The sequence below is a fragment of the Yonghaparkia sp. Root332 genome (assembly GCF_001425665.1).
GTDB lineage: Bacteria > Actinomycetota > Actinomycetes > Actinomycetales > Microbacteriaceae > Microcella.
In genome coordinates this window covers 546733-560029 of sequence record NZ_LMCX01000001.1, presented here as the reverse complement: position 1 = coordinate 560029, position 13297 = coordinate 546733, and the positions used below count along the sequence as shown (strand labels likewise).

Annotated in this window: 15 protein-coding genes; 13 read left to right on the top strand and 2 right to left on the bottom strand. The window is 72.8% G+C overall.

Going from position 1 to position 13297, the window contains the following annotated elements:
• The first annotated feature begins 22 nt into the window (after positions 1-22).
• The 4 genes from ASC54_RS02655 to ASC54_RS02640 all read left to right on the top strand — a co-directional run bounded on the left by ASC54_RS02655 (position 23) and on the right by ASC54_RS02640 (position 4751).
• The gene (locus ASC54_RS02655; protein WP_055897894.1) at positions 23-1051 is read left to right on the top strand and encodes a histidinol-phosphate transaminase; all 1029 of its coding nucleotides are present in this window, start codon (positions 23-25) and stop codon (positions 1049-1051) included.
• Positions 1052-1085: 34 nt separating this feature from the next.
• Positions 1086-2201 (top strand): thiamine pyrophosphate-dependent dehydrogenase E1 component subunit alpha, encoded by a 1116-nt coding sequence (locus ASC54_RS02650; protein WP_055896507.1) that lies wholly within the window; start codon positions 1086-1088, stop codon positions 2199-2201.
• 122 nt (positions 2202-2323) lie between these two features.
• Positions 2324-3289, top strand: a complete 966-nt coding sequence (locus ASC54_RS02645) for an alpha-ketoacid dehydrogenase subunit beta (RefSeq protein ID WP_055897891.1) — start codon at positions 2324-2326, stop codon at positions 3287-3289.
• 16 nt (positions 3290-3305) lie between these two features.
• Entirely contained in the window at positions 3306-4751 is a 1446-nt protein-coding gene (locus ASC54_RS02640; protein WP_055896504.1) for a dihydrolipoamide acetyltransferase family protein, read from the top strand.
• Here ASC54_RS02640 and ASC54_RS02635 read toward each other — a convergent pair.
• Positions 4748-5266 carry a nitroreductase/quinone reductase family protein gene (locus ASC54_RS02635; protein WP_082514802.1) on the bottom strand — a complete coding sequence of 173 codons (519 nt, stop codon included), beginning with the start codon at positions 5264-5266 and terminating at the stop codon, positions 4748-4750. The two genes, ASC54_RS02640 and ASC54_RS02635, sit on opposite strands and share 4 nt — an antisense overlap.
• Before the next feature lie 363 nt (positions 5267-5629).
• Between ASC54_RS02635 and ASC54_RS02630 the strand changes: the two genes are divergently transcribed.
• The 9 genes from ASC54_RS02630 (at position 5630) to ASC54_RS02590 (ending at position 12280) form a co-directional block, all read left to right on the top strand.
• The gene (locus ASC54_RS02630; RefSeq protein ID WP_055896501.1) at positions 5630-6637 is read left to right on the top strand and encodes a metal ABC transporter solute-binding protein, Zn/Mn family; all 1008 of its coding nucleotides are present in this window, start codon (positions 5630-5632) and stop codon (positions 6635-6637) included.
• Positions 6634-7452, top strand: a complete 819-nt coding sequence (locus ASC54_RS02625; RefSeq protein WP_055896499.1) for a metal ABC transporter ATP-binding protein — start codon at positions 6634-6636, stop codon at positions 7450-7452. Before ASC54_RS02630 ends, ASC54_RS02625 begins: the two co-directional genes overlap by 4 nt.
• Positions 7449-8318 carry a metal ABC transporter permease gene (locus ASC54_RS02620; RefSeq protein ID WP_055896496.1) on the top strand — a complete coding sequence of 290 codons (870 nt, stop codon included), beginning with the start codon at positions 7449-7451 and terminating at the stop codon, positions 8316-8318. Before ASC54_RS02625 ends, ASC54_RS02620 begins: the two co-directional genes overlap by 4 nt.
• Positions 8315-8719, top strand: a complete 405-nt coding sequence (locus ASC54_RS02615; protein ID WP_055896494.1) for a Fur family transcriptional regulator — start codon at positions 8315-8317, stop codon at positions 8717-8719. Before ASC54_RS02620 ends, ASC54_RS02615 begins: the two co-directional genes overlap by 4 nt.
• Before the next feature lie 152 nt (positions 8720-8871).
• Positions 8872-9108, top strand: coding sequence for a 50S ribosomal protein L28 (rpmB, locus tag ASC54_RS02610; RefSeq protein ID WP_055857759.1), 237 nt, complete (start codon positions 8872-8874; stop codon positions 9106-9108).
• Positions 9108-9275, top strand: coding sequence for a 50S ribosomal protein L33 (gene rpmG / locus ASC54_RS02605; RefSeq protein ID WP_055857761.1), 168 nt, complete (start codon positions 9108-9110; stop codon positions 9273-9275). The genes rpmB and rpmG overlap by 1 nt, the downstream gene beginning before the upstream one ends.
• A gap of 3 nt (positions 9276-9278) precedes the next feature.
• Positions 9279-9584 carry a 30S ribosomal protein S14 gene (gene rpsN / locus ASC54_RS02600; protein WP_055857764.1) on the top strand — a complete coding sequence of 102 codons (306 nt, stop codon included), beginning with the start codon at positions 9279-9281 and terminating at the stop codon, positions 9582-9584.
• A 238-nt stretch (positions 9585-9822) separates the two neighbouring features.
• Positions 9823-10095 carry an HU family DNA-binding protein gene (locus tag ASC54_RS02595; protein ID WP_055857765.1) on the top strand — a complete coding sequence of 91 codons (273 nt, stop codon included), beginning with the start codon at positions 9823-9825 and terminating at the stop codon, positions 10093-10095.
• Between the two features lie 205 nt (positions 10096-10300).
• On the top strand, positions 10301-12280 hold the full coding sequence (locus ASC54_RS02590) for a cytochrome c oxidase assembly protein (protein WP_055897889.1): 1980 nt from the start codon (positions 10301-10303) through the stop codon (positions 12278-12280).
• Here ASC54_RS02590 and ASC54_RS02585 read toward each other — a convergent pair.
• Entirely contained in the window at positions 12277-13251 is a 975-nt protein-coding gene (locus tag ASC54_RS02585) for a hypothetical protein (protein ID WP_055896491.1), read from the bottom strand. The genes ASC54_RS02590 and ASC54_RS02585 overlap by 4 nt on opposite strands.
• Positions 13252-13297: the final 46 nt, after the last annotated feature.

Below are 13297 nucleotides of genomic sequence, written 5' to 3'. Positions count from 1 at the left end.
CCTGCGCCCCGAGATCGTCGCGATGCAGCCCTACCGCCAGGGTCGCCCGGCGGCCGCCGACGCGTTCAAGCTCTCCAGCAACGAGAACCCCGCCCCGCCGCATCCGGCCGTCCTCGCCGCGATCGCCGAGGCGGCCGCCACGACCAATCGGTACCCGGATGCGACGGCGCTCGGCGTCCGGGAGCGCCTCGCCGCACGCCACGGGGTCACCGCCGACGAGATCATCGTCGGCGCCGGATCCGTCAGCATCCTCGCCCAGCTCATCTCCGCGGCGGCCGGCGCGGGCGACGAGGTCGTCCACGCCTGGCGCAGCTTCGAGGCCTACCCCGGCCTCATCACGGTCGCCGGCGCCGTCGGCGTGCCCGTGGCGCTCGACGAGAACGCGCGGCACGATCTGACCGCGATGGCCGCGGCCGTCACCGATCGCACGCGGCTCGTGATCGTCTGCAGCCCGAACAACCCGACCGGCCCCGCGGTCGGCGCCGACGAGTTCGAGCGCTTCATGGCCGCCGTGCCCGCCGACCTCCTCGTGCTCCTCGACGAGGCGTACGCCGAGTTCGTCCGGGCCGACGGGGCCGTCGACGGCGCGTGCCTCGTGCGCCGCTGGCCCAACCTCGTCATCCTCCGCACCTTCTCCAAGGCCTACGGTCTCGCCGGCCTCCGCATCGGCTACGCGATCGCCGATCGCCCGATCATCGACGCCGCCCGCGCGACGCAGATCCCGCTCTCCGTCACCGGCGCCGCGCAGGCGGCCGTCCTCGCCGCGCTCGACCACGAGGACGAGCTGCTCGGCCACGTCGCCGAGCTCGCCGACCGCCGCGACGAGGTCGTGAACGCGTTGCGCGCGCAGGGCTGGGCGATCCCGCAGAGCGAGGGCAACTTCGTGTGGCTCGCGACGGGCGAGCGCACGGCCGCGGTCGCCGAGCTCCTGGCCGAGGCTGGCATCATCGCCCGCGCCTTCCCTCCGGAGGGCATCCGCGTCTCGATCGGCGAAGCCGGATCTGTCGCCACCCTCCTGCGGATCGCGGGCGAGGTTGTCCGCACCCTCTGAGCGGGTGCCCCAGCCCGCGCCTAGAGTGGACTCCATGTCGCACACGGCCGAGACCCTGCAGCTCCTCGCGCCCGACGGCCGACTCGTCGACAGCGAGCGCGCCGAGCGGTACCGGCCCGTCGTCGACGGCCTCGACGAGAGCCTGCTGCAGAGCTTCCACCGCACGATGACGGTCATCCGCGCCTTCGACATCGAGGCCGGCAACCTGCAGCGCCAGGGCCAGCTCGCGCTGTGGATCCCGAGCCTCGGGCAGGAGGCCGCGCAGGTCGGCTCCGGCTACGCCGCCCGCCCGCAGGACCACATCTTCCCCGCCTACCGCGAGCACGCCGTCGGCCACATCCGCGGCCTCGACGTCGTGCAGATCATCGCCATGCTCCGCGGCCTCAGCCACGGCGGCTGGGTGCCGGAGGAGGTCGGCAACTTCCACCTCTACACGCTCGTCATCGGGTCGCAGACCCTGCACGCGACCGGCTACGCGATGGGCGTGCAGTTCGACGGGCTCGTCGGCACCGGCGACGAGACCCGCGACACCGCCGTCATGGTCTACTTCGGCGACGGCGCCACGAGCCAGGGCGACGTCAACGAAGCCTTCGTCTTCGCGCAGAGCTACGCCACGCCCCAGGTGTTCTTCCTGCAGAACAACCACTGGGCGATCTCGGTGCCCGTGAGCGTGCAGTCGCGCACGCCCCTCTTCCACCGACCGGCCGGGTTCGGCATCCCGAGCGTGCAGATCGACGGCAACGACGTGCTCGCGAGCTACGCGGTGACCCTCGAGAGCCTCGACGCCGCGCGCTCCGGTGAGGGGCCGCGCTTCATCGAGGCGCTCACCTACCGGATGGGCGCGCACACCACGAGCGACGACCCCACCAAGTACCGCGCCGACGACGAGGTCGAGTCGTGGCGCCGCCGCGACCCGATCGCTCGCTTCGAGACCTACTTGCGGGGCCGCGGCGCGAGTGATCAGTTCTTCGCCGAGGTCGCCGCCGAGGCCGCCGACTTCGCCGCCGACGCCCGCCGCCGCACCCTCGCCCTCGAGCCGCCGACGGCCGAGTCGATGTTCGCCCACGTCTACAGCGAGCAGCACCCGGTGATGGATACCCAGCGCGAGTGGCTGCGCAGCTACGAGGCCGCCTTCGGAGGAGACGCATGACCGACACGCTCGACGCCTCCGCCGCCGTGAGCACGACGACGAGCGCGACCGCGCACGCGACCAGCGGCGACGCGGCCGGCGCGAGCGCGGCATCCCTCATCACCGGCGGCGGCGTGCGCACGATGCCGATGGCGAAGGCGCTCAACGCCGGCCTCGCGGCCGCCCTCGCGGCCGACGAGAAGGTTCTGCTCATGGGGGAGGACATCGGGCCGCTCGGCGGCGTCTTCCGCGTGACCGAGAATCTGCAGCGCGACTTCGGCGCGCACCGCGTCATCGACACCCCGCTCGCGGAGTCGGGCATCATCGGCACCGCGATCGGGCTCGCGATGCGCGGCTACCGGCCGGTGTGCGAGATCCAGTTCGACGGCTTCATCTTCCCCGGCTTCGACCAGATCACGACCCAGCTCGCGAAGCTCACCGCGCGGCACGAGGGCTCGCTGCGCATGCCCGTCGTGATCCGGGTGCCGTACGGCGGGCACATCGGCGCCGTCGAGCACCACCAGGAGAGCCCCGAGGCCTACTTCGCCCACACCCCGGGCCTGCGCCTCGTGAGCCCGGCGACGCCGCACGACGCGTACTGGATGATCCAGGAGGCGATCGCGAGCGACGACCCCGTGCTGTTCTTCGAGCCGAAGAGTCGCTACTGGCCCAAGGGGCCCGTCGACCTCGACGCCTCGGGGCTGGCCCTCCACGCCAGCCGCATCGTGCGCCGCGGCACCGACGTCACCGTCGTCGGCCACGGGGCGATGGTGAGCATGCTGCTCGACGCGGCGGCGCTCGCCGAAGAGGAGGGCACGAGCATCGAGGTCGTCGACCTCCGCTCGCTGAGCCCGATCGACTACGAGCCCCTGCTGGAGTCGGTGCGCCGCACCGGCCGCCTCGTCGTCGCGCAGGAGGCGCCCGGCGGCGTGAGCGTCGGCAGCGAGATCGCCGCGACGGTCTCCGAGCGCGCGTTCTTCTCGCTCGAGGCCCCGGTCATCCGCGTCTCGGGCTTCGACACGCCCTTCCCGCCCGCGAAGCTCGAGGGCGCCTACCTCCCCGACGTCGACCGCATCCTCGACGGCGTCGACCGCGCTCTCTCGTACTGATCAGCCAGGAGTCACCATGAGCGTTTCCGAGTTCCCGCTCCCCGACGTCGGCGAGGGTCTGACCGAGGCCGAGATCGTGTCGTGGCGCGTGCGGCCGGGCGAGACCATCACGGTCAACCAGGTGCTGTGCGAGATCGAGACCGCGAAGTCGCTCGTCGAGCTGCCGAGCCCGTTCGCGGGCACCGTCGACGCCCTCCTCGTCGCCGAGGGGCAGACCGTCGAGGTCGGCACCCCCATCGTGCGCGTCCGCGATGGGGCGGATGCCCCCGCCGACGCCGCGCCGTCCGCGGGCTCCGCGGCTCGGCCCGACGGCGCGGCCCCATCGGCCGCCGCCCCGGCCGCCGCCGTTCCGGCCGCCGCTCCGTCCGCCGCGCGCGCCGAGGAGGTATCGGCCGCCGCGACCGACACCGCCGAGAGCATCGACCACGACGAGAGGCCCGGAGCCGTGCTCGTCGGGTACGGAGCGAAGGGCCACGTGGCGTCCCGCCGCCGGCGCGCGGGCTCGGGCGGTGACGCGGGCGGGCGCCACGAGGGCGACGCCGCGACGAGCGCCGTGGCATCCCGCCCCGCCCCCTCGCCCTTCGTGCCGGCCGCCTCGGCCGGGCCGGTGATCGCGAAGCCGCCGATCCGAAAGCTCGCGAAGGATCTCGGCGTCGACCTGGCGACCGTCCAGCCGACCGGCCTCGCGGGCGAGATCACCCGCGACGACGTCATCCGCCAGGCGTCGCAGGCGAGCGTGTTCCGCAACATCCAGACGCCCGAGTGGCCGGAGGTGCGCGAGGAGCGCATCCCCGTCAAGGGCGTGCGCAAGGCCATCGCGCAGGGCATGGTGCGCAGCGCCTTCACCGCCCCGCACGTGAGCATCTTCGTCGACGTCGACGCCACCCGCACGATGGAGTTCGTCAAGCGCCTCAAGGCGAGCCCCGACTTCGCGGGCATCAAGGTCTCGCCGATGCTCATCATGGCGAAGGCCATGATCTGGGCCGTGCGCCGCAACCCGACGGTCAACTCGACGTGGACGGACGAGGAGATCATCGTCCACCACTTCGTCAACTTCGGCTTCGCCGCCGCGACGCCGCGCGGGCTCGTCGTGCCGAACGTCAAGAACGCCCAGGCGATGAGCCTGCGCGAGCTCGCGCAGGCGATCGAGCAGCTCACGATCACGGCCCGCGATGGGCGCCTGCAGCCCGCCGACATGGCCGACGGCACCATCACGGTGACGAACATCGGCGTCTTCGGCATGGACACCGGCACGCCCATCCTCAACCCCGGCGAGGTCGCGATCGTCGCGCTCGGCACGATCAAGCAGAAGCCGTGGGTCGTCGACGGCGAGGTGCGTCCGCGCTTCGTCACGACGCTCGGGGCGTCGTTCGATCACCGCGTCGTCGACGGGGATGTCGCGAGCCGCTTCCTCGCGGACGTCGCGAGCGTGATCGAGGAGCCGGCGCTCCTGCTCGACTAGCTCCCGGGCTCCGAGCCGGCCTCCCCGACCGTCCGCGCGCGGGCCTCCGTGTCGCGTCGCGCGTCCCGCTGAGGCTCGGGCTCGAGCAGCACGAGCGGGATCGTGCGCCGCGTTCGCCGCTGATAGGCGGCGTATCCGCTGTAGGCGCGCACGGCGAGCGGCCACAGCCGTGCCCGCTCGGTGTCGTTCGCGGTGCGGGCGCGATACGGCATCGCATCGCCGCCCGCGGCCGAGGCGACGCCGACCTCGGGGTCGGCGACGAGGTTGAGGTACCACGACGGCATGAGGTCGTCCCCGCCGCGCGAGGCCACGACGACGAGCGTCTCGCCCGCCTCCGTGGTCTCGACGACGGGGACGGTGAGGATGGCCCGGCGCTCCGCGCCGGACTTCCGGCCGCGCGTCACGAGCTCGATCACGCGCATGCGCCCGAGCGAGGCGCCGACCCGGCCGCCGGTGAGGCGCAGCACGACGCGGTGGAGCCCGGTCATCGCGAGCATGGCCAGACGATTCGACATGGAGCGCAGGGTAGCCGCGCCGCCGGGGAGCCCGCCGAGCCCGCCCGGTCGGGCCCGCCCGCTCCGTCCCGCCCGCTCCGCCCCGCCCGCTCCGGCCTGCCCGCTCCGCCCTGGCGAGCCCGCCTCCGGGCCCGCACTCCGCCGGACCGCGACGGCGTGCACGTTCTCCGGAGATCCGGCGCCGCGTGCCGGCAGCGCCGGGGTGCCCTGCCGCGTCGCGACCGGATCTCCGGAGAACGTGCACGCGGGGCGGGCGCCGGGCACGCCGAGCCACCTCCCGTATCGACACCCGCCTCGACACTCGAGCGATCCTTATTGAGAATCGTTTTGACAACGGTTCTCAGTAAGTCCTAGCATCGGCTCATGCCCGCGCTCCGCCGCTCCGTCCCCGCGCTCCTCGTCGCGTCCGCCGCAGGTCTCGCGCTCACGGGCTGCGCCGCACCGGCCCCGACCGGCTCGACCGAGGGGCTCTCGATCGTCGCCTCGACGAACGTCTACGGCGACATCGCCGCGGCCATCGTGGGCGACCTCGCGAGCGTGACGAGCATCATCGACTCCCCCGCGCAGGACCCGCACAGCTACGAGGCGAGCGCGCAGGACCAGCTCGCGATCGCCGGCGCCGACCTCGTCATCGAGAACGGCGGCGGCTACGACCCCTTCATCGACCTGCTCCTGGAGGGCTCGGGCGCCGACGCCGCCGTCATCACGGCCGCGACGATCGCCGGGATCGATGACGACCACGGCCACGGCGACGCGGCCCACGCCGGCGAGGAGGCCGACGCCTCCGCAGACGCGCACGCCGAGGACGAGCACGCCGACGGCGCCGACCACGCCCACGTCGAGGGCGTCAACGAGCACGTCTGGTACGACATCCACGTCATGGAGGAGGTCGCCGCCGCGATCGCGACCGAGCTCGCCGACCTCGACGCCGACAACGCCGCGGTCTACGAGCAGAACCTCACGGCGTGGATGACCGAGCTCGAGGCGCTCGCGACCGAGCTCGATGAGGCCGCGGCGGCCCTGGGCGGGGGCTCGATCGCCGCGACCGAGCCCGTCCCGTACTACCTCCTCGCCGAGCTCGGCTTCGACGACGAGACGCCCGAGCAGTTCTCCGAGGCGATCGAGGAGGGCGCCGACGTGCCCCCGCTCGCCCTCCAGCAGACGCTCGACCTGATCGGCTCGGGCGAGGTCGTCCTGCTCGCCTACAACGACCAGACGGCGAGCCCAGAGACCGAGCGCGTGCGCGAGGCGGCCGGCGCCGCCGGGATCCCCGTGGTCTCGTTCGTCGAGACCCTGCCGGACGGGGAGGACTACCTCTCGTGGATGCGCGCGAACATCGAGAGAGTCGTCGGAGCGCTGAGCCCCGCATGACGACTCCGACCCCGTCGACCGATCTCGCCCCGGTGCTCAGCATCCGCGGCGGGGCGCTCGCGTTCGGCGCCCGCACCCTCTGGAGCGGCCTCGACCTCGAGGTGCGCGCGGGCGAGTTCATCGCGGTGCTCGGCGCGAACGGCACGGGCAAGACGAGCCTGCTCAAGGCCATGCTCGGCGAGCAGCGGCTCGCGGCCGGCGAGGTGCTCGTGGACGGGCATCCGGCGCATCGGGGTCACCGGCGCATCGGCTACATCCCCCAGCAGAAGATCGTCGCGCCGGGCACCCCGCTGCGCGGGCGCGATCTGGTGATGCTCGGCGTCAACGGCCACCGCTACGGCCCGCCGATCACGACGCGCGCCGACCGCGAACGGGTGGATGCCCTCCTCGCCGCCGTCGGAGCCGCCCACTACGCCGACCAGCCCCTCGGCAGCCTCTCGGGCGGCGAGCAGCAGCGGCTGCGCGTGGCCCAGTCGCTCGCCGACGACCCTGCGCTGCTGCTGTGCGACGAGCCGCTCATGAGTCTCGACCTGCACCACCAGCGGGGGGTGAGCGAGCTCATCGATGCGCGCCGCCGGGATCACGCGACCGCGGTCGTGTTCGTCACGCACGACGTGAACCCCGTCCTCGGCATGGTCGATCGCGTGCTCTACCTCGCCCACGGCGCCTTCACGATCGGCGCGCCCGACGAGGTGCTGCGCAGCGACGTGCTGAGCGGGCTGTACGGCACGCCTGTCGACGTGATCCGCACCCACGGCCGCGTCGTCGTCGTGGGTGCTCCCGAGGGCGATCACCACCACGAGGTGGTCGCATGATCACGGTCGACTGGGCCACGTACGCGCAGCTGCTCGGGCTCGTGCAGAACTCGATCATCGCCGCGGCCGTGCTCGGCGTCGTCGGCGGCCTCATCGGCGTCTTCGTCATGCAGCGCGACATGGCCTTCGCCGTCCACGGCATCAGCGAGCTGTCGTTCGCGGGTGCGGCGGCGGCGCTGCTGCTCGGCGTCAACGTCGTCGCCGGATCGATCGTGGGCTCGCTCATCGCGGCCGCGATCATCGGGGTCCTCGGCGCGCGGGCCCGCGAGCGCAACTCGATCATCGGCGTGCTCATGCCCTTCGGCCTCGGCCTCGGCATCCTCTTCCTCGCCCTCTACCCGGGGCGCAGCGGCAACAAGTTCGGCCTGCTGACCGGTCAGATCATCAGCGTCGATCTGCCGCAGCTGAGGCTCCTGCTCGCCCTCAGCGTCGTCGTGCTCGTCGCTCTCGTCATCATCTGGCGCCCGCTCGCCTTCGACAGCCTCGACCCGGAGGTGGCGAGCGCGCGCGGCGTGCCCGGCCGCACCCTCAGCATCGTTTTCATGGTCCTGCTGGGTCTGACGGTCGCGGTCTCGGTGCAGGTGATCGGCGCCCTGCTGGTGCTCGCCCTGCTCGTCACGCCCGCCGCCGCGGCGCTGCGCGTCTCGGCCTCGCCGGTGCTCGTGCCGCTCCTCAGCATGGTCTTCGGGCTCGTCTCCGCCGTCGGCGGGATCCTGCTCGCGCTCGGCGGCTCGCTGCCGATCAGCCCGTACATCACGACGATCTCGTTCGCGATCTACCTCGTGTGCCGGCTGCTCGAGCGCCGCCTGAAGGGCGGCGCCAGCCGGCGCCCGCGCACGCCGGCGCTCGCCGAGGTGGCGCGGTGAAGCGCAACACCTGGCAGAAGGAGGCCGTGCGCTCGGCGCTCGGCGACGCGGGCGGCTTCGTCAGCGCGCAGGCCCTGCACGCGGCCCTGCGGGAGTCGGGCTCGACGATCGCGCTCGCGACGGTCTACCGCGCCCTCACGGGCCTCACCGACGAGGGCGAGGCCGACAGCCTGCAGCAGGAGGGCGAGGTGCTCTACCGCGCCTGCACCCCGGGCAGCCACCACCATCACCTGATCTGCCGGCGCTGCGGCACGACCGTCGAGATCGAGGCCCAGCCGGTCGAGGAGTGGGCGCGCCGCACGGCCTCCGAGCACGGCTTCACGCGCGCCGAGCACGTCGTCGACATCTTCGGCGTGTGCGCGCGCTGCTCCGACTTGGCCGATCGGGCATCCAGGCCGTAAGCTGGGCGATTGTGTCGGGCGATCATTCGCCCTTCCTGTGCGCTCTCCGCCCCGTTCACCCGCTACTCGAACGGAACAGGCGGTGTCAGCGTGCCGACAAGTGACCTTGGGTGCGGCGCTCGCCGCACGGTAGCCGAATATTTGGAGGAACCATGGCAGCCGTCTGCCAGGTGACCGGAGCCGTTCCCGGCTTCGGGCACAACATCTCGCACTCGCACCGGCGCACCAAGCGCCGGTTCGACCCGAACATCCAGAAGAAGACGTACTTCGTGCCGTCGCTCCGCCGGAACGTCACGCTGACGCTGTCGGCCAAGGGCATCAAGGTCATCGACGCGCGCGGCATCGAGTCCGTGGTCAAGGACCTCCTGGCCCGTGGGGAGAAGATCTAATGGCCAAGCAGCAGGACGTCCGTCCCATCATCAAGCTCCGGTCGACCGCCGGCACCGGGTACACCTACGTGACCCGCAAGAACCGCCGCAACGACCCCGACCGCCTCGTGCTGAAGAAGTACGACCCGGTCATCCGCAAGCACGTCGAATTCCGCGAGGAGCGCTAAGAAATGGCGAAGAAGAGCAAGATCGCGCGCAACGAGCAGCGCAAGGTCATCGTCGAGCGCTACGCCGCGAAGCGCCTCGAGCTGAAGAAGGCCCTGGTCGACCCCAACGGCACCGACGAGTCGCGCGAGGCCGCGCGCCAGGGCCTGCAGAAGCTGCCCCGCGACGCCTCGCCCGTGCGCGTCCGCAACCGCGACGCCGTCGACGGTCGCCCCCGCGGTCACCTCAAGCAGTACGGCATCTCGCGCGTCCGCTTCCGCGACATGGCGCACCGCGGCGAGCTGCCCGGCATCACGAAGTCGAGCTGGTAACCGGCTCACCCGCCGCGTCGTCGGCAGCGAAAGGCGTCCCGCTCGCGGGGCGCCTTTCGTGCTTTTCCCAGCCAGGAGCGCCCGATCGGGCTCGAAACGTCGAAAACGACGACGAATCAGCGCCCCGAGCCGCGAATGAGCCCGGAAACTCGCGGGACTGGTGCTAGTTTCGAGGCGGTTCGCGGCCATCCCCTGGTCACGGATCGTTCCACCGAACTTGACGTCCGAGGAGGACACCATGAACCGTTCCGAGCTCGTCGCCGCCGTGGCCGCTGAGTCGGGCCTGAGCCAGGCCGACGTCAACCGTGTCGTCGACGGCCTGTTCTCGGTCCTGTCCGACGCCGTGGGCAAGGGCACCAAGGTCTCGATCCCGGGCTGGATCTCGGTCGAGCGCACCGCTCGCGCCGCCCGCCAGGGCCGCAACCCCCAGACCGGCGAGACGATCCAGATCGCCGCGTCGAACGGCGTGAAGATCAGCGCCGGCAGCAAGCTGAAGGCTGCCGCCAAGTAGGTCCGACCGCACAGGTCTCCGACGACGGGGGCGATCCGCACGGGTCGCCCCCGTCGTCGCGTTCGCGGGCGGGCTGCGGCCTGCCGCCCCCGCGCACCGCCGCATCAGGATGCTCGCCTACCCTTATGGCGTGACCTCGACCCGCACGGCGCCCGCACCGCGCCCGTCGGCTCGCGCCGCGACGGCCGGCTCCCCCTGGGGCGCTCTGGGCCTGGGCGCCCTGCTGACGACCGCGGTGCTGACCCTCGTCGTCGCCCTCGCGCTCGGCGGCGGCGCCGATGCTCCGCTCGTCGCCGACCCGGGGCCCGTCGTCCGGTACGGACTCCCCGTCGCCAAGCTCGTCCTCACTCTCTCCGCCGCCGCCACGATCGGCGGCCTGCTGCTCGCCCTCATCGCGCTCGCGCCCGGCCGACCCGAGCATCACCGCGCGCTCGACATCGCCGCCGGCGCGGCGGGGCTCTGGACCCTCGCCTCCGCGGTCGCGGGCTTCCTCACCTTCCTCAGCGTCTTCCTCGAGCCGATCGCGCTCGACGAGCGCTTCGGCCGCCTGCTCGCGACGTTCTTCGGCGAGACCGACATCGGCCGCGCCTGGCTGTGGACGACCGTCATGGCCGCGACCGTCACCGTGCTGTGCTTCGCCGCCCGCTCGCAGGGCGTGCTCGCGCTCGTCGGCGTGCTCGCCGTCGCGACGCTGTGGCCGGTCGCCCAGCAGGGTCACGCGGGCGGCACCGCCGACCACGACGCCGCCGTCACCGCTGTCTACCTGCACTCGGTCTTCGCCGCCGTGTGGGTCGGCGGGCTCCTGGTGCTCGTCCTCCTCCGTCGCGAGCTCGGCGACCGGCTGCCGGTCGTGCTCGCGCGGTACTCGACCCTCGCCCTGATCGCGTTCATCGTCGTCGCCGTCTCCGGGCTCGTGAGCGCGCAGCTGCGCGTCGGCGGGATCGACGGACTTGCGAGCGCCTACGGCGCCATCCTCATCGCGAAGGTCGTGGCGCTCGTCGCGCTCGGCTGCTTCGGGGCGGCGTACCGGCGCGTTCTCATCGGACGCGTCGTGCGCGAGCAGGCGCCCCGGGCATCCTTCTGGACGGTCGTGGTCGTCGAGCTCGCCGTCATGGGCGTCGCGAGCGGCCTCGCGACGGCCCTCGCGCGGACCCCCTCGCCGGTGCCCGAGGTGCCGGTCGACCAGCTCGCCGACCCCTCGCCCGCCGAGTGGCTGACGGGCGCGCCGCTGCCGCCGCCGTTCGAGCCGTGGCGCGTGCTCACCGAGTGGGATCTCAACCTCCTGTGGGCGCTGCTCGCCGCGTTCGGCACGTTCTTCTACCTCGCCGGCGTGATCCGCATGCACCGCCGCGGCGACCACTGGCCCGTGCACCGCTCGATCCTGTGGGTGACCGGGATGGTCGCCCTGGTCGTCGTCACCAGCAGCGGCCTCGCGGTGTACGAGCGCTACCTGTTCAGCGTGCACATGCTCGGGCACATGATGCTCAGCATGGGGATCCCCGTGCTCCTCGTGCTCGCGGCGCCCGTGACGCTCGCGGCGCGCGCGATCCACGTCCGGAAGGACGGCTCGAGCGGGCCGCGCGAGTGGATCCTCGCGATCGTGCACTCGCGCTTCGCGTCGATCGTCGGCCACCCGATCGTCGCGTCGGTGATCTTCGCGGTGTCGCTGCTCGTCTTCTACTACTCGCCGCTGTTCTCGTGGGCGGTCAGCGACCACCTCGGCCACCAGTGGATGATCCTGCACTTCCTGCTGAGCGGCTACTTCTTCGTCAACGCGCTCATCGGCGTCGACCCCGCGCCGTACCGCCCGCCGTACCCGGTGCGGCTGATGATCCTGCTCGCGACGATGGCCTTCCACGCCTTCTTCGGGCTCTCGCTCATCACCGGCACGAGCCTGCTGCTGCCGGAGTGGTTCGGCGCGATGGGCCGCGAGTGGGGCGCGACGCCGCTGGCGGACCAGATCCGCGGCGGCGAGATCGCGTGGAGCGTCGGCGAGATCCCAACCCTCGCCCTCGCCATCCTCGTCGCCGTCATGTGGAGCCGCGACGACTCGCGCGAGTCGAAGCGGCGCGACCGGCAGGCCGACCGCGACGACGACGCCGAGCTCAAGGCGTACAACGCGATGCTCGCCCAGCGCGCCGCGCGCGACGAGCTCCGTCAGCCCGCCCGCGACGAATCCCGCTAGCCCTTCTCGTCCTCCGGCGGAGCGATCGTGATCGTGAGCCCCTCGTCGTCGACCGCGACCGCCCCGCGGACGACGGCGACGACCGCCTCGTCGCGCTCCTCGATCACCCCGTCGATGAGCCGCTGGACGCGCAGTGCGACCCTCACGGTCACCCCGCCCTCGATCGTCCACTCCCCCGCGCTCGCGCCCGGCACGAGCGACACGACCGGGGGCACGCTCACGCGCCACTGCGGAGGCTCGACGAGCCGGTCGGGGACGGCGATGCCGAACGGGCAGCCGGCCGGCTGCAGCACGCGCTGCGCGACGCAGTCGGCGAGGAACGCCTCGACCTCGCGCTCGACGGCCCGCTGCAGCCGCGGTGACGGCGCGACCTCCACGACGAGCGCTCCGGCGGCGGATGCCGTGCCGAAGCGCGCGCGCACCGTCGCGCCGTCGAGGTACGGGCTCGCGATCCCGGCCTCGAGTCGTGCCGGGATGAAGCCGACGACCCGCACGGCGCCCCCCGTGCGCTCGGCTGAGCGCGGCATCCCGTTGACGACGAGCTCGTCGTGCCGGTCCGCCACGACGGCGAGCTCGGCGAGGGGCGGCTCGCTCAGCACCCACCGCGTGAACGGCCCGAACGGCGCGGGCTCGAGCTCGAAGCGCACCGCGGCGACATCGACGCCGCGCTCACCGAAGCGCGCTGAAACGATGCGCGTGCCCGTCGCCAGGTCGACGACGTCGACGATCTCGGCGACGTCGGCGGGGCCGGAGTCGCCGAGAGGCATGCCGCCGAGCCGGTCGAGGTCGGCCGCGTCGAGCCCGGCGAGGGCGGCGGCCGTGGCGAGGTCGTCGGAGGCGAGCGCGGCGAGGTAGTCGCGGACGACGCGCTCCGGGCTCGTCGCGTCGGCGACCGCGGCCGCGATCGAGAGCCCGGCGACCGCGACGGAGGCGGCGATGATCCCTCCCCAGAGCATCCCCCGCCGCGCCATGCGCATCAGCCTAGGTGCGGGCGGGGCGCGCGCCCCGGGCGCAGTA

What these genes read in the sequence shown, in the direction of transcription:
- ASC54_RS02655 (WP_055897894.1), top strand. Translation starts at nt 23, where the DNA reads ATGCAGCCCTACCGCCAGGGTCGCCCGGCGGCCGCCGACGCGTTCAAG.
- ASC54_RS02650 (WP_055896507.1), top strand. Translation starts at nt 1,086, where the DNA reads ATGTCGCACACGGCCGAGACCCTGCAGCTCCTCGCGCCCGACGGCCGA.
- ASC54_RS02645 (WP_055897891.1), top strand. Translation starts at nt 2,324, where the DNA reads ATGCCGATGGCGAAGGCGCTCAACGCCGGCCTCGCGGCCGCCCTCGCG.
- ASC54_RS02640 (WP_055896504.1), top strand. Translation starts at nt 3,306, where the DNA reads ATGAGCGTTTCCGAGTTCCCGCTCCCCGACGTCGGCGAGGGTCTGACC.
- ASC54_RS02635 (WP_082514802.1), bottom strand. Translation starts at nt 5,266, where the DNA reads ATGTCGAATCGTCTGGCCATGCTCGCGATGACCGGGCTCCACCGCGTC.
- ASC54_RS02630 (WP_055896501.1), top strand. Translation starts at nt 5,630, where the DNA reads ATGCCCGCGCTCCGCCGCTCCGTCCCCGCGCTCCTCGTCGCGTCCGCC.
- ASC54_RS02625 (WP_055896499.1), top strand. Translation starts at nt 6,634, where the DNA reads ATGACGACTCCGACCCCGTCGACCGATCTCGCCCCGGTGCTCAGCATC.
- ASC54_RS02620 (WP_055896496.1), top strand. Translation starts at nt 7,449, where the DNA reads ATGATCACGGTCGACTGGGCCACGTACGCGCAGCTGCTCGGGCTCGTG.
- rpmB (WP_055857759.1), top strand. Translation starts at nt 8,872, where the DNA reads ATGGCAGCCGTCTGCCAGGTGACCGGAGCCGTTCCCGGCTTCGGGCAC.
- rpmG (WP_055857761.1), top strand. Translation starts at nt 9,108, where the DNA reads ATGGCCAAGCAGCAGGACGTCCGTCCCATCATCAAGCTCCGGTCGACC.
- rpsN (WP_055857764.1), top strand. Translation starts at nt 9,279, where the DNA reads ATGGCGAAGAAGAGCAAGATCGCGCGCAACGAGCAGCGCAAGGTCATC.
- ASC54_RS02595 (WP_055857765.1), top strand. Translation starts at nt 9,823, where the DNA reads ATGAACCGTTCCGAGCTCGTCGCCGCCGTGGCCGCTGAGTCGGGCCTG.
- ASC54_RS02585 (WP_055896491.1), bottom strand. Translation starts at nt 13,251, where the DNA reads ATGGCGCGGCGGGGGATGCTCTGGGGAGGGATCATCGCCGCCTCCGTC.